Here is a 23,854-nt window from a genome sequence, read left to right as displayed (position 1 = left end):
GAGCAGCTGCCTACTCCGCGGCCTGGAGGCGCGCCGACGAGCAGGCCTTTTCCAGCGCCTGGTCGATGTCCTCGATGATGTCAGAGGAATGCTCGATGCCGATCGAGAGGCGAATCGTCTCGGGCAGGACACCGGCAGCGCGCTGCTGCTCCGCCGACATCTGCCTATGCGTGGTGGAGGCCGGATGGCAGGCCAGCGACTTGGCATCGCCGATATTGACGAGGCGCGTGATCAGATTCAGCGCATCATAGAAGGTCTTTCCGGCCTCCATGCCGCCCTTGATTCCGAAGGTGAACAGCGAGGAGGCGTTGCCGTCGAGATACTTCTGGACCAGCGGATAATACGGGCTGTCCGGGAAACCGGTGTAGTTGACCCAGGCGACGCGCGGATCGGCGCGCAGGAATTCGGCGACCTTCTTGGCGTTCTCGCAGTGACGCTCCATGCGCAGCGCCACGGTCTCGATACCTTGGAGTAGCAGGAAGGCGTTGAACGGCGACAGCACCGAACCCATGGTGCGCTGATAGATACTGCGCGCGCGCTCGATATAGGCGGTCCTGCCGAAACGCTCGGCATAGACGAGGCCGTGATAGGAGGCGTCCGGCTTGTTGTAGCCGGGGAAGCGATCCGCGTGTTTCGCCCACGGAAAATTGCCGGAATCGACGATGGCGCCGCCGAGCGTGGTGCCATGGCCGCCGAGAAACTTGGTCAGCGAATGCACGGCGATGTCGGCGCCGTAGTCGAACGGCTTGAGCAGCACCGGGGTCGCGACCGTGTTGTCGACGATCAGCGGCACGCCATGCTTGTGCGCGATTTTCGCCAGCGCCTCGATGTCGCAGACATTGCCGGCGGGATTGCCGATCGTCTCGGCGAACACCGCGCGGGTGTTCTCGTCGATCAGCTTCTCGATCGCCTCGGGCTTGTCGCTCTCGGCGAAGCGGCCGGTGATGCCCTGGCGCGGCAGGATGTGCGAGAGCAGCGTGTGCGTGGTGCCGTAGAGCTGCGGCACGGAAACGATGTTGCCGCCGTGATCGGCGACGTTGACGAAGGCGAAGTGCAATGCGGCCTGCCCGGTCGCGACCGCGAGCGCGCCGACGCCGCCTTCAAGCTGGGCGATGCGCTTCTCCAGCACCGCGCTGGTCGGATTGGCGATGCGGCTGTAGCGGTAACCTTCGGCCTCGAGATTGAAGAGCGCCGCGCCGTGATCGGCGCTGTCGAAGGCGTAAGCCGCTGTCTGGTAGATCGGCACGGCTACCGCGTGCGTCGTGGCCTCGGGCTCGTAGCCGGCGTGAATAGCGATCGTCTCGTTGCGCATCGTGCCACCTCCGCGTGGAGCGGGCCGCACTTATTGGCCTGTATGAGGCATGTGCGTTGTCCGCCGTCCCTCTGTTAGAGGCGGGTGGTAAAGCGGACAATAATTCGCTTAGAGATCGAGGAAGTAACCCTAACGGTTATTGGTGAATTGGCCCAAATTCGAGTCAATTTGGATTAATGAATTGCTCTCATGTCGCCGGCATCACCTGAAAACCCGCCCGCGGAAAATGAACGACCACATCTCCGGCGAGGTCGTCGCGGCGGCGAATGGCGATGCCCTGCGCCGACAGCGCGACGATCCGGCTGCGCACGGCGACCCTGCCGTAGTCGTCGGGCCTGACGTCGACGAGGTCGCCGACCTTGCGGCCGTTGGGATCGTGCGGGTCGTCGGCCTCGATGGTCTGCGGTGTCGCGCTGCGTCCGATTTCCAGCGCCTCGGCAGTCGACATTTCGGTCCGCGTGCCGTGGCCGATCGCGCGGACGCGCGCTTCCCAGGCACGCACCTTGGGAAACTCGGCCTCCAATTCGTCGGCGACCGGCAGATTGGAGCGCACGTACCAGACGTTCATATAGGCGTTGATGTCGAACAGGCTCGCCTCGTGACCACCAAGCCACGGGCCGCCGCCGGCGAGCTGGGCCTCGATCCAGCCGACATGGGCGCGATACTGGTCGCGCATCTGCGGGATCGCCGCGGTCATCGCCGCAATGTCGAACTTCGCGCCACGCAGTTTTTCGCGATCCTCGATGAAGCTCTGCGGGACCTTGTCGGCAAGCGAGCCGAACACGAGGTTCACGCTGTTCTGGAAGAACGATTTGTCGGTCCACATCGCACTGGCCCAGGCCAGCCCCTCGCTGCCGCCGGGAAACAGGCTCGGCGCGGGGAAGCGACGCTCCAGCTCGCGGAAGATGCACTGGGTGTCGCAATAGACGTCCGCGCCGATCTGCATGACCGGCGTGCGCCGATAGCCGCCGGTGAGCGGCATCAGGTCGGGGCGCGGCATGATCCTGGAGATGCGTACCGACGTCCAGGCGATCTTCTTCAGGCCGAAGACGAGACGCACTTTCTCGGAGAAGGGCGACTCGTCGAAATGATGCAGAATGACGGGAAGATCGTCCGGCATGGTTCGTTCCTCCTGTTCCGTCTGTCCCCCCTCCATTGCCGGAGGAGGGACGTCTGTCATCCTATCGGCCTTAGACCATCGTCTCCCAGAGGCGATGGGTGAGCACGCCGGCGCGCTTCTCGATCGCGGCGGCCGCATCGAGCGCGAGATCCTCGCGATAGCGCCCGGCGATGAGCTGCACGCCGATCGGCTTGCCATCATGCAAGGCCACCGGCACCACCGCGCCGGGCAGGCCCAGCACGTTGATCGCGGAGATGAAGCGGATCTCGCCCCAGAAGATCTCCTGCACGCGCTCGGCGCTGACGGTGTCGTCGCGCGGCCCCGGCGTCGGCTTCACCGTGGTCGGCGCCAGCACCACCGGATAGTCCTCGAAGAACAGCTGCCAGGCGCGGATATGGCCGCTGCGCGCCGCGGTAGCGCGCATCCACGCCGGCAGGTCGAGCACATTGGCCTTGCTCTTCATGCCGTTCCACGCCTTGTGGAAGTCTTCGGAGGTGACCTTCAGCATGCCGGCTTCCTGCATCACCGCCGTCTCGTTGGTGATGATGTCGCACCAAGTCTGCCAGACGCCGTTGATATCGGGCACGTCGACCTCGCTGACGCGATAACCGGAACGCTCCAGATGGTCGGCGGCCTGGCGCAGCGCCGCGCGGACCGACGGATCGACGTCCATGTCCTCGGGGATCTTGGCCAGCGCGACCTTGATCGGTCCCTTCGGCCTCTCGCCGACCAGCGGCGCCGGCACCCACCATGGATCGCGCGGATCACGCTTGCTCATCGCCTCCAGCGCGAGGCGGACGTCGGCAACGTGACGAGCGAGCGGCCCCTGCGCCGACATCAGATGCGCCAGCATCGGCCGCTCGGCCGTCGCGCTGGCATTGAAGGCGGGAATGCGGCCCTGCGTCGGCTTGATGGTGGCAACGCCATTGCAATGCGCCGGCCAGCGCAACGACCCGCCGATGTCGTTGCCATGCGCGATGGTGCCGATGCCGGCGGCGACCGCCGAACCCGCGCCGCCGGATGAGCCGCCGCAGGTGACGTTCGGATCCCAGGGATTGAGCGTCAGCCCGTGCAGGGGATTGTCGGTGAAGCCGCGGAAAGAGAATTCGGGCGTGTTGGTGAGGCCGATGACGATCGCTCCGGCCTTCTTCAGGTTGCGGACGACAGGCGAATCCGAGGGGGCGATGAAATCCTTGTTGGCGGGAACGCCGTTGAAATTCGGCCGGCCCTCGTAGTCGACGTTCTCCTTGATGGTGATGGGCACGCCGTGCAGCAAGCCGAGCTCGCCGCCCTTGGCGCGCTGCTTATCGGCCGCATGCGCCGCGGCCAGAGCTTCTTCCGAGAGATCGACGACGACCGCGTTGAGCTTCGGATTGACGGCGCGCATCCGTTCGAGATGCGCTTCGACGGTTTCGACCGCGGAGATTGCGCCGGAGCGGATCGCGGCTGCGGTCTCCACCGCCGACCATTGCCAGGCCGGACCGTTCGGGCGACGTGCCGCGGCCGGCTTGCGCGCTGCGGCCTTCTTCACCGCGGGCTTGCCCGTCTTCCGGGCCGCTTTCGCAACAGCTCCCTTGCGGGCCGTGCTCGTCTTCCGCGAGGTCTTCACTGCTTTCTTCGAAGCAGTTTTCTTCTTGGTCGCCGTCTTCTTCGCCACGTCGCATCTCCTGAAATTGCGCGGCGGAGGTTATGAAGGTCACGCGACCGTGTACAGGTGCGTTTCTGCATGGCGCGTTGGCGGCAGCCACCAATGCGACAATTGTCAGCAGCCGGTCCCCCGGCGAAATTCGCGGCGGCTTATTCCGCCGGGCACGCAGCGACGGCGGCCTGCCTGCGGTCGAGTTGGAGGCTCCACAGCGCGAGCGCGAGGCCGATGGCCGTGATGCCGGCCGCAACCAGAGGCAGCGTGGCGAGGCCGAACCCCCGATCAATGGTGACGCCGCCGGCCCATGCACCGAGCGCGTTGCCGAGATTGAACGCGGCGATGTTGAGGCTGGAGGCGAGCGTGCGGCCGCTCGGTCCGGCGGCTTCGAGCACGCGAAGCTGGAGCGGCGCGACCGTCGCGAAGGCCGCAATGCCGAGCAGCAGGATCAGCACGATGGCGGCGATCTTGACCGACAGCACGGCGGCGAGACCAAGCAGCACGATGGCGAGCGCCGCGAGCGTGCCGATCAGGGCGCGCGCAAGGCCGCGATCGGCGAGCTTGCCGCCGGCGACATTGCCGATCGCAAGACCTGCGCCGAATACCAGCAGGATCGGCGACACCGCAGCTTCCGGAAAGCCGGTGAAGCGGGTCAGGATCGGCTGGATGTAGGTGAAGACGACGAACAGGCCCGCGAAACCGAACACGGTCATGGCAAGGCCAAGCAGCACCTGCGGACGGGCGAGCACGGCCACTTCTTCGGCGAGCGAGATCGGCTTGTCGCCGTTGCCGACATGGCCGGGCACGAACGCGGCCACCACGGCAAAGGCGACCACGCCGATCACCGTCACCGCCCAGAACGCCGCGCGCCAGCCGAGCATCAGGCCGAACCATGCGCCGAAGGGCACGCCGAGGAGGGTTGCGACCGTCAGGCCGATGAACATGGTGGCAATGGCGGAGGCCCGCTTGTCCTCCGCGACGAGGCTGGTGGCCACCACCGAGCCGACGCCGAAGAAGGTGCCGTGAGCGAGCGACGTCAGCACGCGCGCGACCATCAGCAATTCGTAGTTCGGCGCCAGCGCGCAGGCGGCATTGCCCAGCGTGAAGATCGCCATCAGCGCCAGCAGCACGGTTTTCCGCGGCATCCGCCGCGTCGCCAGGGTCAGCACGGGGGCGCCGACGAACACGCCGAGCGCATAGCCGGAGATGAGCAGGCCCGCGACCGGCACGGAGACGTGCATGTCGGCGGCGACCTGGAGCAGCAGGCCCATGATGATGAACTCGGTGGTGCCGATGCCGAAGGCACCGGCGGTGAGGGCGAGGACGGCGGGAGGCATGCGTGGCTCCAAGGGATGAGACGAGCCACGCAGATAGCCGCGCCGCAGCAAAACCATTAGAATGTCCGCAATCCAATCATTTGTGACATGAATTCAACATGGCCCGTTTCGACACCAACCGTTCCGCCGAGATGGAGGTCTTCGTCCGTGTCGTCGATCTCGGCGGCTTCACGCAGGCCGCGCGAAAACTGCGCCTGACGCCGTCGGGCGTGAGCAAGCTGATCTCGCGGCTGGAGGCGCGGCTCGGCACGCGCCTGATCAACCGCACCACGCGCAAGCTCACGCTGACGGAGGAAGGCCAGGCCTTCTATCAGCGCGCGGTGCGCATCCTCGCCGAGATGGAAGAAGCCGAGCGCGAGGCCGCCTCCGGCGCCACGCCACGCGGCCGCCTCACCGTGAACAGCAACATCCCCTTCGGCATGCTGCATGTAATGCCGCTGATCCCGCGCTTCCTCGAACAGCATCCCGACGTCACGATCGATCTGGTCCTGACCGACACGTTGATCGACCTGATGCAGGAGCGCGCCGACGTCGCCACCCGCGTTGGACCGCTACGCGCCTCACGCCTCGTCGCGCGAAAGCTCGGCTCCAGCCGCATGGTCGTGGTCGGCGCGCCGGATTATCTGGCGCCCTGGGGCACGCCGAAGACACCGGCGGATCTCGCCGATCACCGCGGCATCGGCTGGACCTTTCCGCGCAGTATCCGCGGCTGGCCGTTCAAGCGCGGCGACCATTCCGAGGAAGCCGTGCCGCCGCCGGCCGCGCGCGTGAGCGACGGCGAAGCGGCGCGCCGCCTCTGCCTCGGCGGCGTCGGTCTCGCCCGCCTCGCCCTCTTCCACATCGCCCCCGACATCGAAGCCGGCCGCCTCGTGCCTGTGCTGCAAAACTACAACCCCGGCGACCGCGAAGACATCCACGCCGTCTATGTCGGCCACACCGCGCCACTGCCCGCGCGCGTCCGCGCGTTCATCGATTTTCTTGCGGAGCATGTGCGGGTGAGCGATCCGGCGCTGAAACGTGCGGGGGATAGGAAGTGGAGGGTGCTGAAGTGAGGCGACGCGCTGCGCGCGTCATCGAAGGAGGTGACTCCAAAGGGAGTCCGCGTCGTTCGCGTTTCGCCAGGCTGGGTCGAGACCGAAGCTGCCGTCCATTTCGTTGAGCGTCTCGCCGCAGAGGCCGGCACGGACTACGAAAGCGGCAAAGCGATGGTCATGCAAGGGCTAGGCGGCATCCCGCCCGGTCGACCGGCGAGCCCGCGCGAGGTTGCCAACCTCATCGCGTTCCTCGCGTCGCCACGTGCTAGCGCCATCACGGGCACCGAATATGTCATTGATGGTGGAACGGTGCCGACGGCCTGAAAGATCGAGGCTGGGTGATGATGGCGGAGGGAGAGAATCTGTAAACGAACTTGCTCTGCTTGTGCATCCGAGGAGCTCTCGGTTGCGCGAGAGGCCCCCATACGGAGTACTTCTCCAGTCCGGGAGCGGCCCCGCAGGCCTACATCTTGATACCTCCATACAAGCTATCCCGCTCCCAAAGAACTGCTGGGAAGTGAAGGAGACTTTATCGGATGGCCTGTTCTTCCTGGCTCATTCCTAGAGGGCGCTGGGGCGGGCCAAAAGGCCAACCGGCGAAGGTGGCGAGGTGAAACGCAAGTGGGCGGTGATGTCAGCTGACGACGAAGCGTAGACGCGCAACCGGACCAGGCCTGGGCCAGTATGAACTTTATCGCACGCCCGGAGGCAGACTGCTTGATCAGCCTGCTTGCCAGGAAGACCTATCCGCCCCAGCCCGGGCCAGCGGCCTTCGCAGCGATCCCCGTTGCCACCGCCGATATCAACAAGAAGGTTATCCCGCTTTAGCGAAACTCGTTCACCAATTCGGCTGTATCGGTGGTTATTCTACTGAAGCTCACGATTTTCACATCCAAGTCGAAGTCAGAAACTGCAACCAATGCGCGTCTGATCGCTCGGGTGATCCATTCCGGGTTGTTTCCAAAAGCCCCTCCGCCAAGGTGAGTCAGCAGCACGACGCTCGAATTGCCATTTGCATGATTAAGGATTGCAGCGAGCAGGGTGGCTTCGTAAGCAGCCTCAAGCACCAAGGATGCAAATGGCGCCCATCTTTCGCTCGGAATCCTCGTATAGGCCACTGGCAACGCCGAGCAAAACACTTGCGATACGACGGGCCTGATCTTCGTTCGAGAGTCAGTGACCTCTACGTCGGAATGCACCCCGACCTTCAGATCACCTCGGATCTCGTCGATCTTTTCCAACGAAAGCGATTGCAGACACTCGCTAATCGCATCAAGCCCCAGTTCGCTGCAGAGCGCGTATCCATTTCTCAATGCCCATAGCTTCTCCAAGGGCAATCCCAAGATACCTGTCAATGTCACACCAACATCGTGGAGGCAATTGATTTGGCGCTCGGCCGTTTGTCCGATCTGCCCATCCACCGGAACGAAATAATTGCGATAGATAGTGGCCGCGCCCGCGGCGATAGCACATGCTGGTCCCTGGGTCCGATCATGCTCGTAGCACCCCACGCCATCATTTGGCGTAAACTTTGGCGAAGCCATCTCTAGGAGATTGAACTGCGAGGCGACCTGAAATAGTGCTGTCGAATTCTCCGGTGCCTGATGCATCCTTCTCACGTCACCCACGACTGCAGAAACTCTCAAACGCCCAGGTGAGCGGATTGCCTGACTGACCCTGTCTCGGAGTGTCTTAAGCGAGGCGAGCTCAAGGCGTCCTGTGCGATAAGACTTTCCGTTTATTGTCGAGTGCAGGTGCTCACCTTCAACTTGCAGATTCTGAACAGTTGTCGCGTAATCCCCCTCAGGAAATCCTGTTAAACGTTCAAACCAGTCCATCACCCCACCCCATTTCTGTTGCGTCTACGGCTCATCATTTTCGGAACACCGAGTCGTACCGATCGGCGAATCTCTCTTGTCAACGGGCTTTAGACTACTGGCCGCTTCCCCAGCAGTGCCGATGCCAGAACGATCATGGCCCTCGTATCGCGCCCACAATAAGCGCGCAGCGCGGCATCGATGGCCTGCCGGCGCGATTCACCAGCGCCTGCCGCGATCGCCTCGCGATAAGCCTTCTGAGCGCCGGCTCCGTCTTTCACCTCAAGGCCGGCATAGTCGAGATCGGCAGCAACTGTTGGCAGGACTGCCTTGATCGACCAACTGCCGCGTTGATCCCGGTGATACCAGTTAGCTCTTGTCACCGGCAGCAGATCGACCACCCGATCGGCAATAGCGCGAAGGCTCCCCTCCAGATCAGGGAACGCTGTCGCCAATTCTGCGATACACCTCTTTTCGAAGCTGGCATTGTAGGCGATCACCGCGCCGACCGACGGGATCATATAGACCAGTGCCTCGGCACACGGGCGACGTGGATCAGTGCCGTCGAGGCTCAAGAATTCCTGATGCTCGATGTCGCCGTTGCTTTGCTCGACATGCGCGGAAAACTGAAAAGGGATCGGTTGATGAGGACGCGTTCCGCGCCAGCGCGGAACCGCGAACCCAATCGTCTCGAAGTCGAGCCAAGTCCGCGGATAAGCCCAGCCCTCCATCGCCGCGCGCGCACCTTGGGCATCGTGATAGACCTTTCCTGTTTGAGTCGCCTCGTGAACCCTTCGGTCGATCACGCGTGTCAGCTGGGCAGGATCAATGGCGAGTAGGTCAAGAATACCCTGCGCAAGCCACCGCTTACCGCTGCCATTCGGCAATACCGTTACGGGCCACTCCGGTCCTGAGGGCAGCGTTGACGTGGACAAATTCAAGCGTTGGGATGTTCTTTTCATGCGACCTAATCGGCAAGTGATATTGGATTCTATTCGCCCGGCGTTGAGATTTCGCCTGAATCCCTGATGAAAAATAGCGGAACGCCTTCTCTGTCGGAAAAGGCTGCGGCTGAGAGCGGACCGCCAAAGCAGGCGCCGGTATCGATATTCAATTGGTTTGGCCGCAGGTCCGGCTTTCGAAAGCGGTAGGAGTATGGCCGTGCACCACGAGAACACCGTGATCTTCTTCGGAAGACAGAAACGGCTCTCGTATCCACAGAAGGTCTCCTGTTGCTTGTGATGATAGCGCTACACCTGGCCTGATCCCCGCGTGCACGAATAATCGATGCGGATCGATTGTCTGCAGGGGCAGACTGCGCATCCAGTCCAGGTGTTTGGGAGGCAGGTCGCTCGGGTCATCCACTCCGTAGCTCTCAAGTGTCTGTTCACCGCCGTTGCCCCACCACGCCATGAGATCACGATCAGAGCGATACTTGTCGGCGGCCCGGGTCAACATTTCCTCGTGATGGCCCCGCAGGCAGACGAAGCGATCGCCCCGATTGATCTGCCGCCTGATCAGGAAGTCCAGGACAAGCTTGCTGTCTGGCCCCCTATCAATGTAGTCGCCGACAAGGATAAACCGGGCCCTCCGTCCAGCACCGATTCTATCGCAAGCCGCAAGAAGTGACTGCAGCCTGTCGAAGCATCCATGAATGTCGCCGATCGCAAACGTTATCAAATTCAAGGTAAACCCTCGGAAAGTGTGTAGTGGGTCAGCTACGAGCTTCCCAGTCGGATGCTGGTATCTGGCATCGGCATAGAATACGAAGGTCTCCGAAGGTTTCTTTCTCGTAGACGATTCGGCCGCGGGAATAGTGGTCGTATTCGGCCGATTTTATTTCGACCGGAAGACCGCGCTTTTTCAGCGTGGAGAAGGGCAAGGCCTGGAGACGCTCGCAAAGCTCGTAGTGAGCGACCGGAAGGCAATCGCCGTATGGCTCGGCATCTTTCAGAGCGCTTCGTTGCGTGAAAAGGACAGTCTTACCCGCAGATGGTATCAGCCAGAAGATGCCGACGGCCAGCGAAGGCGAGCCGGCTTCAGGGCCTCGTCCAAATGGATCAATTGATGTCCGTTCCCTGTCCCGACCGATACGACCCGTTGCCTGTCATGCCGACCGAGAGCTAGCTCCTCCGTCGCTGTCTCTCATTTGTAGATCAAACCCGCCAATACATTTCCCTGAGCAATAGTTCGAAAGTTCGCATCCTGCGTTATGTTTCGTTTCGGGTCGAAGTAGCCAAGCGTTCGAAAAGTGGCATCTAATGCTTTTTGCTTCCCATCTGACATCGTGTCGATGTAACCGATTGTCCTGAAATTCTTGTCCTTGATTGCTTGCCTGCTCACTGAAAAACCACCTACATCTAGTCAGAAAAAGAGAGCTCACGAAAACGCTGCCTGGTCCGGCATGACCAACTGCAAAAAGCGGAATGCCAGCCCGATCGCGCTTCAATTGAAGCGCAGGCCCTTGGGTTTGCCTTTGAACCTGATTCGATGTTTTCCGATGTTCAATCCGGCCAACTCGGTCTGAAGCCGATCCTTCATTATTTTACCGAGACCATCCCGCTGGGGCGCATCAAATCCGTACACGATCAAGCCAACGTTTGCCTCGGATACAGATAGTTTTGCCTTGTTGTCGGCAACGCGCTGGATATCCCTGCTAACATTGCGCGTGCCTTCGCTCATCTCGGCAAACCGAACGAGATTGCCGGCGACACAGCGGTAACTGTCCAGTATCTGGGGTTTCGATGCGGAAATGACTTTCTGATATTTCTTGATTTGGTTCACAACCGCCTTCCTGACCTCTGAGTTGCCGAAAAGTTTAGCTTCCCAGAACACCAAATCGACGCCCTCCTCGGCCGTTTCAAAGGCTGCGATATCCAGTCGAGGTATCGAGCCCACATCGGCAACGCCGTTTGCGTTGAAGGCGATCTCGACGTCAACGACGGACGGGTTCGACGTAGCAATAACATGCACGCCCTGCTTTTCCTCGCCCGAATACAGGGCTGCAGCCTTTTTCATTTTCGAAAGAGTCACCCCGGAGTCGTAGTTGCGCATCAACAGCTTCGGTTCCAGCGTCTTCATGTCGAAAAGTTCGCCCCGCAGCGCAATTTGGCCGGAGATATCGGGGTTCAGGAGGTATTTCGGATGTGTGGAGGCGACTACCTCGCCCCCACTAAACCTCGCCATAAATATCGATTGCCCCTGCCAATAGACGTTCAGGTATTCTTTGCGTACGGCAATAATTAGCTCGCGGTCTCTCAGGACGTCCCGCCACCAGCTCTTTCGCGCGGCGAGCCGCTCCAGCGCGTCCATGAATTTTCCGTTTTTGATACCATGCTTGAACTCGGCCATTTAGACCCCCCACCATTCGCCATCCGCCCTCCGGACGACGTTCTGAAAGAAATTCGTGAACTTATCGCCCTCAAATGTATGAATGGGAACGAGTGCCTTTGGCGCAATCGCGCCTGCTAGCCGTTTCAGATCGCCTATGCTCGCATGTCCCGACGTGTGGATGACTTCGAAAGGAACGCCGAGTTCGGCGAGATCGGCCTTCAGCTTCGATCCCGGGCCATCCTTCAAATAGCCGTCCCACTGTGACCATATCGCGCGAGCCTTCGGCCAGAGATTTGCAGCTTGGACGTCGCGCATCATCGCTGGACGAAACAGCAACACGGTCTTGTCGCCGATTTCCGCGATGTGTTCGCGATAGATGCGCGCCTTCCTGTACGGCTCCAACAGGTCGAAACGCTCGGTTCTCTTGATCTGCCGGCGTTGATACTCTGGCACGTAAACCGACAAATTTGGCCAACCCGGCGCAGGTAGATTGGCATTGCCGGTGGCTCTGAGGATCTCCATCGCATAGATGTCCAGCAGCAGCGTCCGGCCCGCGCGCTTGCAGGCGCGATAGATGCTGACCATGCGGTCGATATTCTGGGCCGAGGCTGAGATAGCGACAAAGCCGGGCGACCCAAAGCTCTCGACCAGCCTCGCCTCGATCTCGGATTCGTTGGGAAATCGTGCGTCCGCGTCGAGCCGGCCGAGACTGGAGCCTTCCATCAGCATGGTGTCGATGCCCTGCGGCGGATGGTTCACCATTCGCTCGAACAGCGCGCCCTTGCGGCCATGGGCGCGAATGTCGCCGCTGTAGAACAGGCGGCGGCCAGCGGCTTCAATCAGCACCGCGTAGGCGTCATAGGCCGAATGATCGACCAGATAGGGCGTGATGCGGAACGGGCCGATATCGATGGGCCTGCGGTCGCTCAATTCGAAAGCGGGATCTGGTGCGAAGAAGTTCGGCACGAAAGGCGCCGCCGCGCTCATGATCCGGGCGGTAGCGGCGCCCATTGCTACCGGGACACCGGGCTTGCACAGCGGCAACAGCCCCCAGTGGTCACCGTGTCCGTGCGAAATCACGATCGCCCGCAACGCCGGATCAGGGCCGCGCAATCCAGCAACATCCGGCAAGAGCGTTTCGGACAGTTCGTCGGCATCGAGCGGCAGCCCGAGATCGAGCAGAATGCGCTCCCCGCAGGCTTCAAGTTCGACGCAGGTCCCACCAATCTGTTGTGTTCCGCGGTGGATACGGCCGCGAAAACCGGAAGGCATTTCGGTCATCATTGGACTTTCGTCTTGCGAGCTTGAATCCCGACGCGCGGCAGGGGCGCTATGCGAAATGCCTTTGTGTTGAGCGCGGGGTCAACGAGGTAACTTGCCGACCCATCCGGCCGGCAGTTCACGTCGCCGGGCGGAATATGGGTCGCGTTGAAAAAGCCGACGAAGCTGGTGGCGCACAGCCCGTTGGGCCAGAACGGGAGGTTGTCGTATCGATCAGGCAACAAGTCCCAACTCGACTGAATTTCTGAAAAGTTGCCGGCTATTAAGGGCTTCGGCTCGGTGCCAGGCTCAGCAACAAGCCAGAACACCGCGCTTCGAGGGGTGGAGGTCAATGGAGGGAATCCCAACAAGTATCGATCCGCATAGATTCAATTTAGGGTTCGAGATGTTGCGGACATTTTCGAAGAAAGGTTAAGAGTGGCCTTTCAGACACATGTGCCATTCTGTCGCAACAGCACGAATGCCCCAACGATGGGCCTAACTCACGTTCGCGCATGCGTTGTTATGGAAGAAGTCGGCCAACGGCCGCGTCAGGCCGGTGATTGCGCCCGCTCAAAACCCGATTTTCCAGAGTGGGTCAGGCGCCCCTGCTCCATTGCAGGATGACAGTGCGCTGCCGCCATCAACTTTTTTGCGCATGTTCCAGCATATCGCAATTGGCAGGCGGCAATCGGTGTCGGTCCTTCCAGGCGCCGAGCTGCGAAGCCTGTTCATCGGTAGTAATCGGGACGCTTGAGCGCCAAGTGCGATCGGAAGCCCAGAGTTTCGCGCCGCCCTTGCGCAAGCCCCCACACGCTATGCGTCCAAAACTGACGTACTGGCAAACTAGGCTTCCGGTTTGGAGCCAACCATGAATAACGCCTCACAACTACCCCTCCCCTCTATTGGCAAGCCGCCCAGTTTCCTGCTTGAGCCGTTTAAGTGGGCGATTCCGAATGTGATAGCCATGCTTCGCGCTCAGCCAAGCTATTTGACCGACCTAATCCACCTCAGCCAGGCGCGTATGCACCTGATCGGAATCGCGCTTGCTCACCTAGAAGCCATTCCGCATGCAAGCCTCATCGAGATCCTCTTTCGCGGATCAGCAGGAATGATCCTGGACGGAAGCGTTGGTCAGCGACCACATGGTCTCAAACGCGCGGTGCGCCTGATGCCGGCTTTTATGATGAAGGCAGAAAGCTACCGCACACTCATAAAACTTCTCTCTGAACCACAAGCAGCTCAGCTGCTTCATCACGCGTCCGAGATCCGCGATTCCACAATAAAGACAATGAACGACGTTCCGCCACTGCTGCGCGCCGCGCTCCTCTCTCTTCACGAAAATATCGGGGATATGAGCTCCTTCTCGGAAGGCTTGCGCTGCATCGCGCTTCGTGGCGGCGACATGACGTTCGATCAGCTTGTCTCTGAACTTGCTCGGGCTCGCCAACCCAGCCAGCTGCTGGCCAAGCTCAGGTCCATTATCGACAAATTGCCGCTGCCCGATGTTTTACCTCCGGCCCACGTTCAGCACGCAAAGCGCATCGATTCTGGTCGCCAATTGCGCGATCTCGGAAAGAAGTGGGGTAACTGCCTGGGAAATTACGCGTGGAACGTGGAGAATGGGCAGTGCGCGATTTACCTTTGGCAACGTGCAGGTGTCCAAGCTGCATGCTCGGTTGCTCGATCCGGTCGCCTGGGCTGGTTTCTGGATGAGGTGAAGGGTCCTGAGAACACCGATATCGAACGTTCGGAGCTAGACAAGATCCAGAACGCGTTCGAAGCCGCTGGTATGCCCTCTGAATCGGTCATCCAGTCGATCGCACAGATCGTCGCGAGCGACGATCTTTCGATCATTCCGCGACGCCGTCGCCGGCGAGCCAGGGCCGCTCCTCCGCCGGACGAAGTCATGCTGCCGGATCTTGCTTGACCAAGCTTGGCGAATCCCTTTGCACCCCCCTAGTATGCCTCCCCGACAGGGCTCCGGGGACCAGAATGCGTTATGAGAAGTTGGAGGCGCTGCTTCGGGTCGCGCTCGACATGCGGGCGAGCGCCGAAGGCATTTCGCTTGAGGAAATCCAGCGCAGCTATGGGATTAGCCGGCGTACTGCTGAAAGAATGCGGGACGCCATTGAACGCGTATTCCCGCAGATGGAACAGGCCAATCCCGGAGAGGTCCCCAAGCGGTGGCGGATTCGCTCCGGGCCGATTGCCAATCTTGCCGGCATTTCGACAGAGGAGCTAGCGGCGCTGAGCACAGCCGCGCATATAGCGAAGCGGGACAGTATTGCAGATCTTTCGGCAAGGCTTGAGACACTTGCAGCGAAGCTAAAATCGCTCATCCGGCCCGAATCGGCGCGCCGGATCGGTCCGGATCTTGAAGCGCTAATGGAGGCAGAGGGAATAGCGTTGCGGCCGGGGCCTAGGCTGGCGATCTCGAATGCCCTCCTTGAGGACCTCCGCCACACCATTCTCGCCTGTAAAAAGATCCGCCTTCACTATCGGGCCAGAGGAACCGGCAAACTGAGCCATCAGCTGGTGTGTCCCTATGGATTTCTATACGGCAACCGACACTATCTCGTGGCCTACAGCTTGGAGGACACGGTCAATGACTACCGGCTGTTTAGTCTTGCGAACATAGAGAAACTCGAAGTGCACCAAGGATCGTTTCGCAGACGCAAGGATTTTTCCTTACAGGGGTTTGCGGAGCGATCATTTGGAGTATTTCAGGAGGACCCACTGGATGTCGTTTGGCGCTTCACTCCCCAAGCCGCACCCGATGCTCGGCAGTATCTCTTCCATCCAGCACAAGCTTTTGAGGATCAGCCTGACGGCTCGCTCTTGGTCCGCTTTCGTGCAGGTGGAGCGCTCGAGATGTGCTGGCATTTATTCACTTGGGGCGACCAAGTGCGAGTGGTAGAGCCCACCCAATTAAGAGCACTCCTTCAAGAGCAAATACGCAAGGTCGACAAGGTTGGGCGAGATCCTGGCTCCAAAAGAGGTGCAGCAGCTCCGAAATCCATCACACCACAATCGTCAGGCAAGATAAGGTGACATTCAAATTGCGGGGCAGCGCTTGCGGATGAGCACCTCCTCATACCATCCAACTTTACTGTTCTTGTAACGCCGATCGCTTGCCCTCAATGGGGAAGGAAGCGTGAATGCATCAATCGTGCGGACGCCACCTCCGACATCTATGGTGAGCTTTCTGCATCTTGGCATGCGATGCCCGCCCTCTAGTTTCTTAAAGTCTCCTGGCCTTATTAATCCTTCTCTCTCGAACGCTGCTCCCGACCAGAGCTCCGCTTTGGCGCCCGTGAAGATCACAGTACCGATTTCGGAATGCTGTCCAAAAATGGGGTCGAACTGTGTAAAGGAGAGCGGCTCAAGATGACGATCTTCGGCGCCGTCCTTCTTCTGTCGTGAATAGGTCTGCAATACGTCTACCATCCAAATCTTTCTAGCACACAAGAACTTCTTGCAGGCTGTCAAAGATTCAGTAGGCGATAAGCGTTGAACTTCCTCCCCATAAATCCTCGGAAAGATCTGCGACCAAAGCTGATTGTCCGTTGAACCATAAAAGAAGTCGATATCCCCCTCCAAAAACTGCCCTTCGGCAAATCTCGGCGGAGGCGCTGTACCAATGATCAACACTTGCGTTCCTATTGGGATTTCCTCCCGCGTGTTGTAAGGATGCTTCTCTGTATTGTCGGTCATTGATGTCCTGAGGATTTTGGCATAGGCTGCGTTAAGCAATGAATGCCCCCACCACCGCGGGCGATCGCATCGATGCGTAAGGGCACAATCTCTCGATTGGGAAATGATTCGGCAAGCGCGTTGCGAGCAAGCTCATCCCTTTCGGCATCACCGAACTGAGAAACGATCACAGCACCATTGGTAAGATAAACGTTTAGGTAGTTCCCGGCGAAACTGTCCAGATCCCCACTCAAGTATCGCTGCCGCGGCGCAAGTACGCGCACAACCTTCAGGTTATGCCCCTTGGCATTCTTCGCCCGGCCCAGCAGGTGCATGTCATGCTCGCGCCAGAACGGAGGTTCGCTTTCTCGATCATCGATGCTTTCCACCAAGACCTGCTTTCTCGGTGCAAATAGAACATACCCATCGATGTGTCCGCTTGTAATTGGCTCGCACGGATCGCCTTCAAGCCAAATGACCTTATGAATACCGAACTTTCTAAACTCAGATGCAATCGCCTCCTGTTGATCTAGATTTTCGCGTGCACCGTTACGATTTGAATTGAGTAGGCAGCTTCGCGTGGTGATCAGGGTCCCCTGACCATCAAATGCGAGCGCCCCGCCCTCAGCAATGAACGGTGCTGATACCCGCGGTACGCCAAAGATAGATGCAGCAGTCTTAGCAAGTTGGTCGCCAGGCCGGCCAACACGATCTGGACTACCGCCCCAGCCATTGAAATTCCAATCGATGGCAACGACCTGCCTCCGCGCCCCCGTCGTGCGGATGGCGAAGGTTGGCATAATGTCTCGCATCCAGAAATCGTCGACTGGCGCTTCAATTACTGACACCGCGGGGCAACCTGAAAAGCGTTTACAGGCTTCGCGGAACTGGCGGCCGGGCGGCGCCAACAAACGAACCGGCTCGAAACGAGCGATCGTGTGGATGACCTTAGCTAGATCGCGCTTGATTCTTGCTGCATCGGTCGTGTCCCACTCGCGATGAACAGACCAGGCCATCCAGCAGCATTCGTGAGGCTCCCATTCGGCTGGAATACGTATGGATGCTTTGTGGCCTGCACACATCATAACAAACAAGTTGAGCGCCTAATCGAGGATGCGCTCGAGATTTATCTACCACTGATACGTCAGAATTGGACGCACTTCGACTTACCGCCGAAGCGATTCCCATTGGCACACCTTCCTTGATGAGCAATAGTCGCTTCACTATTGATTCTGATTGTTTGCTTGCTGGGTGGGGGCCCCTCGTGAGCGTAGTATTGCCAATACGCCGAACAATTGTCGTCCAAACCAATCTCGCGGCGCATATGGCCCGGGTGGATGCCGCTCGCAGGGGCGAAATCGGCCTTCAGATAATGAGCATGGCTCAGGTCGCCGCCCGGCTTGCAGGCGGCTTCCTGACGCCCATTGATATCGACGCCTTACGTGAGGTGATCCGAACGACCTTGCCGACAATATCGCTGGGAGAACTCGAGCCCATAAAGGGCTTGCCAGGCATGGTCCGCGCCGCAGTAGGTACTCTCGATAAGGCCTGGCGCGCAGACATCGATCTCTCCACCATCAAACACCCTCGTCTGCAAGCGTTGGCCGCACTCGAATCTGAAGTATTACAGCGGCTCCCCCCTCGATGAAGACGCCGCGGACCTTGGTAGATCTCGCACTTGGCCGCCTTGTCCATGCACCAGCAGTCCTGGGTCCAATTGAGATTCAAAGCCACAGCGAAATGCCGGTCTGTTGGCGGCGGCTTTTGCTGGCACTCGCAGAGTGCGTGCCTGTCACATGGATCGCCGGACCCCGGCCCGTGCCAGAATGGATAACCGGCGCAAGCATTGAAGTCCGACGAGGTGCTTCCTCTGGCGCAAGTCCAGATGTCTATTCATGCGCCACGCCGCAACACGAGGTTTTGGAAGCCTTTCGTTGGATGCGATCGCTCCTCGCTAGCGGCAAGGCAAAACCCGAGGACATCGCCATCGCTGCCGCGAGCCCAGCTGACTACGATGACTACGTGTCAGCGCTGTCCGGTGAGGCAAACATTCCTGTTCACTTTGTGCAGGGCATTAAAGCCGTCAATACCCCCGAAGGGCAGACTGCTGCAGCTCTCGCCGATGTTCTCGTCAATGGAGTTTCGCAGGCTCGAGTGCGCCGACTCCTGCTTAGGCTGGACGGCGCCCAATCCATCGCCGGACTACCACGGGATTGGGTGCGCGTTCTACCTGCCGATGCTCCACTCTCCACCGTAGGGCGCTGGAAACAGGCCTTTTCCTTAGTGGAACCAGCGACGTGGCCCGATGGCGTTGATCGGTCCAATCTTGTGCTCAACATATTGCAGATTCTCGAAAAAGGCCCTGCAGGCGCTCATGAAGCAGGCGAAGAGTTACTCCCTAGATTGGCAATGAAGCTGTGGCGGCTTGCACTCGAGGATGGCCCAGCTACGGCACTCCCCGTGACACTTGCGCGCCTTCGGATTGCAGACGGCATTGAGCCCGCGTCGTATCCAATCTGGACATCGGCGCTTTCACTCGCGGCCGCCCCGCGGCCGTTTGTGCGTTTGCTTGCGCTCAATGCCGGTAGATGGCCGAGGCGGATTTCCGAAGACCGCCTCATTCCACATCATATCATTCCGATCGAAGACTTAGACCCTCTACCGGTCGCCGACGCGGACCGTCGCGATTTCGCGACTATTATCGGTAGTTCTACCCAAGCATCGATTTCGTTCAGCCGTCGTGACGTCGAGGGTCGGCTATTGGGGCGCTCGCCCTTGATTGGCGATTTCCAGGAAACCTACCTAAGCTATGCCAGGATACCCGAACACGCCGCGAGTGAGCCCGACCGTTTGACCGCGCGCCCAACAGAGTTCGGGACCATGCCGATAGCCCGATCCGCGCTGGCTGCTTGGCGAGAGTGGCACTCACCACAAATCAATGCACATGATGGGCTCGTACGTCCAAAGCACCCCCGCCTTAAGAAGGTATTTCTACAGCCCATGTCCGCAACTTCCCTGCGGATGCTGTTGAGAGATCCGATGCGCTTTGTCTGGCGGTATGCCCTCGGATGGCGCCAGCCGGAGGAGACGGAGGAACCGTTTAGCTTGGACCCGATGAGTTTCGGGGTTCTCGTTCACGAAACCCTTCAGATTGCGGTGAATACGCTTGAGTCAACTGGGGGCTTGGGAAGAGCGAAACTGGACGTGATAACGCAGGCTGTTGAAGATGCCGTGAATGCAATAGCCGCACGATGGGAAGCCGAGCAGCCGGTGCCGCCTCCGAAAATTTGGCGGAATTCATTGGACCTGACCCGCAAGGTTTCTGCTACCGCTCTGACTTATCGTCTGGATCTGCTCCCAAATCAAAGGAGCTGGACCGAAGTTCCTTTCGGCGTGCCAAATGGAAGCGATCGGAGCCAGCTTCCTTGGGATCCATCGCTGCCCGTCGAAATCCCGGGCACGGGAGTCATCATTCAGGGTCAGATCGATCGATTGGATTTGTCTGGCGACAATCACCAGGCTCGTGTCATTGACTACAAGACTGGCCGCCTGAACCGAACCATGGCCGACGTGGTGGTCCATGGCGGTACGGAGTTGCAGCGCTGCCTCTACGCCTTCGCTGTCCGAACGCTACTTGGCTCCGAAGTGAAAGTTGATGCTGCCCTGCTCTATCCACGCGCGGCAGACGCCGACCGGGCATTGTTTCCTCTAGCTGACATTCCAGCGGCGCTCGCGATGCTCGCATCTGCAATAGCGTCTGCCCGACGGAATCTCGAAAATGGGTTGGCTCTCCCCGGCGTTGACGCTGACGACGGCTACAACGACTACGCTTTCGCGCTACCTGCCAATCCAAGCTATTTGGCCCGAAAGCGCCCGAATGCGGACAAGCACCTGGGCGACGCCACCAAGATCTGGGAAGCGCCGTAATGAAAGTGCGCAAGCTTCCGGATCTCGCCGCCCGTACGGTAGCCCTCACCCGGATCGACCAATCCTTGCTGGTCGAAGCCGGAGCGGGCTCAGGCAAGACATCAATCATGGCCGGGCGAGTAGCCTTCCTGTTCGCCCAAGGCATTAGCCCCAAAAATGTGGCGGCTATCACTTTTACCGAGTTTGCTGCCAGCGAACTGCGGATCCGCATCGAGCGCTTTGTCACCTCCCTTTCGAAAGGCAGCATCCCGGATGACATCGCGAGCGCTTTCCCAGCCGGCGTTTCGAAAACTCAGCGCCAAAACCTCATCTGCGCAAAGCAGGCTCTCGACGAACTTGTCTGCACCACGATCCATGGATTCGCTCAGGTTTTGATCAAGCCTTACCCGGCAGAGGCGGGAATTGATCCAGGTGCGGAGATTGTCGATCCGACCGAAGGCGACCTCGCTTTTGGCGAGCGCTACCAGGCCTGGCTCAAGGAACATCTTTCGGGCGAGCGCGACGACGACGTCATTGCAGAGCTTGTGCTTGCTGACGAATCCCGCGGCCTTGCCTTGATCCGCACCATCGCAGATTTTCTTAGAACGAACCGAGGCGCTAAGCTCGCAAATAGCACCTGGTCAGTTTCACTCCTCAAGACCTTGTCAGCAGCGGCCACAGCGTTCGAGAAAGAGATAGATCAGTTTGAGTTCCGAGAAGCACAAACCGGTCAGGCGTGCTCGGCATTCCTCGAAATCGCGAAGGCCCTTGGCGGCCAAACCCTCGCAGCTAGGGAGCCGCATAGCCGCGCGCTTACCCAAGCAGCGACCATTCCTCGACATATTGCTTGCTTCACGCAAGCCGGTGGGAAGAGGCAGCTAAGAACAAAAGGGGCGTGGGAGCAAGCCGCACGTGCAGCAGGCAAGAGCAAGGCTGAGGGCACGATGGCCTTCCAGACCTGTGCAGCGAGGTATGATGTCTGCCATACGGCTTTCGCTGCATTGACGGCGATGGTGGCCAGCGAACTGCTCGCCCGAATTGTTAAGGCCATGGGTGGGCTTTTGTCCGAATGGCACACGTACAAGCGCTCGGCCGCGCTTCTTGATTTCGACGATTTGCTCCATACCGCCCAGGCTCTCTTGGCAAAAAACGAAGATGTCCGGCAGGCGCTTAGTAAGCGCTATCAGCATGTGCTGGTCGATGAATTCCAGGATACGGACCCGCTACAGATCGACATCCTGTGGCGCCTCTGTGGCAATCCACCCAAGGATGGCAGTCAGGATGCTCTGAAAAGAACGCTTCGCCCCGGCTCGCTCTTTCTCGTCGGCGACCCGAAGCAGGCTATCTATCGATTTCGTGGCGCGGACGTAAATGCCTATCTGGGAGCTCGGGAGGCGATTAGCACGTCCTCGGTGCTGAATATCGTTGCCAATTTTCGGTCCGTTGAGCCAATCCTATCATTCGTCAATGGCACGTTCGCCGGTCCTCTTTCCACGACCGCTGGCCAGCCCGGCTTTACTGCTTTGGCAGCAATCCGCGCAGCAAGCAAAGATGAGCTGGCTGTCGCGGCGCTCGATATTTCGGTCGAAGATGGCAAGAATGGCGCCCAGCAGTTGCGCGACGCAGAAGCGGAAAGGGTTGCAGAGCTCTGCTCGCGAATGGTCGGCAACCTGACAATAGAGGTCCGCGGAGACTTGAGGCCGTGCCGATTCGGCGACATTGCGCTGCTGGCCCCTGTTGGTACCGAGCTTTGGCGCTTTGAGGAGGCTTTGGAGCGGCGAGGGATTCCAGTTTCAACACAAGCTGGGAAGGGCTTCTTTCGAAGGCAGGAGGTTCAGGATCTTATCGCGCTGACTCGATCCATCGCCGATCCGCGCGATACGCTCGCCATTGGCGCGCTATTGCGCGGTCCGCTGGTAGGGCTGTCCGAGACTGAACTGCTTGATATCGCCGATGGTCTTCCCGTTGACCCCGATAGTCCGAACCGCCTGCCAAATCTGTCGCTGTGGACCGCACTCGACCATATTAATCATGTCTTAGCGCGCGATGTTATCAAAGTCCTGCAGTCGCTTGCGCGGAAGGTTCGCACAACCACGCCCTACGCGCTCATTTCGGAGGCCATAGGCCTACTTGGAATTCGTGCACAGGTTCGTCAGCGCTTCCCGGCCAGCGCTGATCGCGTCCTTGCCAATCTAGACCTCTTTCTAGAGATGTCGCGTGCGTACGATGTGCGAGGACTACGCGCGCTGGCGAGAGATATGCGCGCAAACTGGGAGGATCAAGTTCTCCAAGTTGAAGGACGCCCAGACGCCAAAGAAGAGTCCGTAGCTCTCATAACCATTCATGCGGCCAAGGGGCTCGAATGGCCGATCGTAATTCCTATCAACATGACTGGGGCACCAAGATCAGAAGTCGGGCTCATGCACGACCGACGATCGGGTCAGTTCTCTACACCCGTCCTCGGTATTGAACCAAACGGCTACGGTCAGCTTCAATCTTTGAATGACTCGGAATCTGCCCGTGAACGAGTTCGCCTCTGGTATGTCGCGGCGACAAGAGCTCGCGATCTGCTGGTATTGCCACGCCATTCCGCACAATTATCGGATAAGTCTTGGGCGGAAATTGTGGACTTCAAGCCGGCTGTATTGCCAGCAATCGAGACTGAGGCTCTTGGTCCGGCCAAAGCAGTAACATTAACGCTTGATCAGAACGATCAGAGCGCCGAGTTGTTTGCTGATCAAGCCAAGAAGATTTTGGAGGCGTACAACACGATCGTCTGGCGCCGTCCCAGTCGCCACGAATTTGATGGCCTCGAGCACGACCCGGATCGCATTTTTTTTGATGCCGAGCAGTCAGAGAGGCCGAGAGAACCAATCGAGGTCCTAGGCGGCGCCACGCGCGGCACAATTCTGCACAAGTTAATGGAAGAGGTATTGACGGGGGAGACGCCAGATATGGCTCCAGAGCTTGAGCGGCGGGCCGGTGAACTGTTGTGCCAGCTGAATGTGGAGCCTTGCCAGGACCCGAGCGACGGCATTTCGCCTATTGAGCTCGCCTCCACAATTTTTCGAGCTCTACGTCTCCCCGAGATTGCAGCGTTGCGGCCCCATCTTGTTCCGGAACAGACAGTATTCGGTCACCAGCGCGAAGGTGAACGGGAAATACTGGTCTCGGGTATAGCGGATGCTCTAGTCCGGGATGCGAGCGGACGGGCCCTAGTAATCATCGACTGGAAAAGCGACGTTAACATGAGCCACTCGACGCAGGCTGAGTACAAGGTGCAGCTCGAGGCATATCGCAAGTACACAGGCGCAGGTCGTTCACTGCTCATCGCAATGACCACCGGAAGTATTCTTGCTGACTAGAAGCGCAACACTTCGGCTCGCTGATAGTCTCG

The 23,854-nt window shown here is 59.5% G+C and carries 18 protein-coding genes and 1 pseudogene; 7 read left to right on the top strand and 12 right to left on the bottom strand.

Annotation, left to right across the window (positions count from 1 at the left end; all coding sequences use genetic code 11):
* Positions 1 to 10: 10 nt before the first annotated feature.
* The 4 genes from F8237_RS17120 to F8237_RS17105 form a co-directional block, all read right to left on the bottom strand.
* On the bottom strand, positions 11 to 1,312 hold the full coding sequence (locus F8237_RS17120; protein ID WP_151646438.1) for an O-acetylhomoserine aminocarboxypropyltransferase/cysteine synthase family protein: 1,302 nt from the start codon (positions 1,310 to 1,312) through the stop codon (positions 11 to 13).
* 187 nt (positions 1,313 to 1,499) lie between these two features.
* Complete coding sequence (locus F8237_RS17115; RefSeq protein WP_151646436.1) at positions 1,500 to 2,432, bottom strand: glutathione S-transferase family protein; 933 nt, start codon at positions 2,430 to 2,432, stop codon at positions 1,500 to 1,502.
* Between the two features lie 70 nt (positions 2,433 to 2,502).
* Positions 2,503 to 4,089 (bottom strand): amidase family protein, encoded by a 1,587-nt coding sequence (locus F8237_RS17110; RefSeq protein ID WP_151646434.1) that lies wholly within the window; start codon positions 4,087 to 4,089, stop codon positions 2,503 to 2,505.
* A 140-nt stretch (positions 4,090 to 4,229) separates the two neighbouring features.
* Entirely contained in the window at positions 4,230 to 5,411 is a 1,182-nt protein-coding gene (locus F8237_RS17105) for an MFS transporter (protein WP_162006087.1), read from the bottom strand.
* Positions 5,412 to 5,509: 98 nt separating this feature from the next.
* Between F8237_RS17105 and F8237_RS17100 the strand changes: the two genes are divergently transcribed.
* Both F8237_RS17100 and F8237_RS17095 read left to right on the top strand, forming a co-directional pair.
* On the top strand, positions 5,510 to 6,463 hold the full coding sequence (locus F8237_RS17100; protein ID WP_151646431.1) for a LysR family transcriptional regulator: 954 nt from the start codon (positions 5,510 to 5,512) through the stop codon (positions 6,461 to 6,463).
* A gap of 12 nt (positions 6,464 to 6,475) precedes the next feature.
* Positions 6,476 to 6,769: pseudogene (locus tag F8237_RS17095) on the top strand (SDR family oxidoreductase); the annotation flags it as partial.
* Between the two features lie 500 nt (positions 6,770 to 7,269).
* Here F8237_RS17095 and F8237_RS17090 read toward each other — a convergent pair.
* The 6 genes from F8237_RS17090 to F8237_RS17060 form a co-directional block, all read right to left on the bottom strand.
* A complete protein-coding gene (locus tag F8237_RS17090; RefSeq protein WP_151646429.1) occupies positions 7,270 to 8,283 on the bottom strand; it encodes a hypothetical protein in 1,014 nt (337 codons plus the stop codon).
* 89 nt (positions 8,284 to 8,372) lie between these two features.
* Positions 8,373 to 9,224: a DUF2779 domain-containing protein gene (locus tag F8237_RS17085; RefSeq protein WP_151646427.1), complete on the bottom strand. Its 852-nt coding sequence runs from the start codon at positions 9,222 to 9,224 to the stop codon at positions 8,373 to 8,375.
* A gap of 148 nt (positions 9,225 to 9,372) precedes the next feature.
* Entirely contained in the window at positions 9,373 to 9,948 is a 576-nt protein-coding gene (locus F8237_RS17080; protein ID WP_244625917.1) for a metallophosphoesterase family protein, read from the bottom strand.
* Positions 9,949 to 10,707: 759 nt separating this feature from the next.
* Positions 10,708 to 11,613, bottom strand: coding sequence for a hypothetical protein (locus F8237_RS17070; RefSeq protein WP_151646423.1), 906 nt, complete (start codon positions 11,611 to 11,613; stop codon positions 10,708 to 10,710).
* Positions 11,614 to 12,879, bottom strand: a complete 1,266-nt coding sequence (locus tag F8237_RS17065) for an MBL fold metallo-hydrolase (RefSeq protein ID WP_244625916.1) — start codon at positions 12,877 to 12,879, stop codon at positions 11,614 to 11,616. It abuts the gene before it with no gap.
* On the bottom strand, positions 12,876 to 13,208 hold the full coding sequence (locus F8237_RS17060; protein WP_151646421.1) for a hypothetical protein: 333 nt from the start codon (positions 13,206 to 13,208) through the stop codon (positions 12,876 to 12,878). The genes F8237_RS17065 and F8237_RS17060 overlap by 4 nt, the downstream gene beginning before the upstream one ends.
* Before the next feature lie 518 nt (positions 13,209 to 13,726).
* Between F8237_RS17060 and F8237_RS17055 the strand changes: the two genes are divergently transcribed.
* Entirely contained in the window at positions 13,727 to 14,785 is a 1,059-nt protein-coding gene (locus tag F8237_RS17055) for a hypothetical protein (RefSeq protein ID WP_151646419.1), read from the top strand.
* A 65-nt stretch (positions 14,786 to 14,850) separates the two neighbouring features.
* Entirely contained in the window at positions 14,851 to 15,909 is a 1,059-nt protein-coding gene (locus F8237_RS17050; RefSeq protein WP_151646417.1) for a helix-turn-helix transcriptional regulator, read from the top strand.
* A 3-nt stretch (positions 15,910 to 15,912) separates the two neighbouring features.
* On the opposite strand, the gene F8237_RS17045 is transcribed toward F8237_RS17050, so the two are convergent.
* Positions 15,913 to 16,572, bottom strand: coding sequence for a uracil-DNA glycosylase family protein (locus F8237_RS17045; RefSeq protein WP_151646416.1), 660 nt, complete (start codon positions 16,570 to 16,572; stop codon positions 15,913 to 15,915).
* Positions 16,569 to 17,633 (bottom strand): agmatine deiminase family protein, encoded by a 1,065-nt coding sequence (locus tag F8237_RS17040; RefSeq protein ID WP_259174468.1) that lies wholly within the window; start codon positions 17,631 to 17,633, stop codon positions 16,569 to 16,571. Before F8237_RS17040 ends, F8237_RS17045 begins: the two co-directional genes overlap by 4 nt.
* Positions 17,634 to 17,929: 296 nt before the next feature.
* Here F8237_RS17040 and F8237_RS36885 point away from each other — a divergent pair, with 296 nt between their 5' ends.
* The 3 genes from F8237_RS36885 (at position 17,930) to F8237_RS17030 (ending at position 23,822) form a co-directional block, all read left to right on the top strand.
* Positions 17,930 to 18,199, top strand: a complete 270-nt coding sequence (locus F8237_RS36885) for a hypothetical protein (protein WP_244625915.1) — start codon at positions 17,930 to 17,932, stop codon at positions 18,197 to 18,199.
* Between the two features lie 170 nt (positions 18,200 to 18,369).
* Positions 18,370 to 20,478: a PD-(D/E)XK nuclease family protein gene (locus F8237_RS17035; RefSeq protein ID WP_244625914.1), complete on the top strand. Its 2,109-nt coding sequence runs from the start codon at positions 18,370 to 18,372 to the stop codon at positions 20,476 to 20,478.
* The gene (locus F8237_RS17030) at positions 20,478 to 23,822 is read left to right on the top strand and encodes a UvrD-helicase domain-containing protein (RefSeq protein ID WP_244625913.1); all 3,345 of its coding nucleotides are present in this window, start codon (positions 20,478 to 20,480) and stop codon (positions 23,820 to 23,822) included. Before F8237_RS17035 ends, F8237_RS17030 begins: the two co-directional genes overlap by 1 nt.
* Positions 23,823 to 23,854: the final 32 nt, after the last annotated feature.

It is taken from the genome of Bradyrhizobium betae (assembly GCF_008932115.1).
Lineage (GTDB): Bacteria > Pseudomonadota > Alphaproteobacteria > Rhizobiales > Xanthobacteraceae > Bradyrhizobium > Bradyrhizobium betae.
This window is presented reverse-complemented; position numbering and strand designations above follow the sequence as displayed.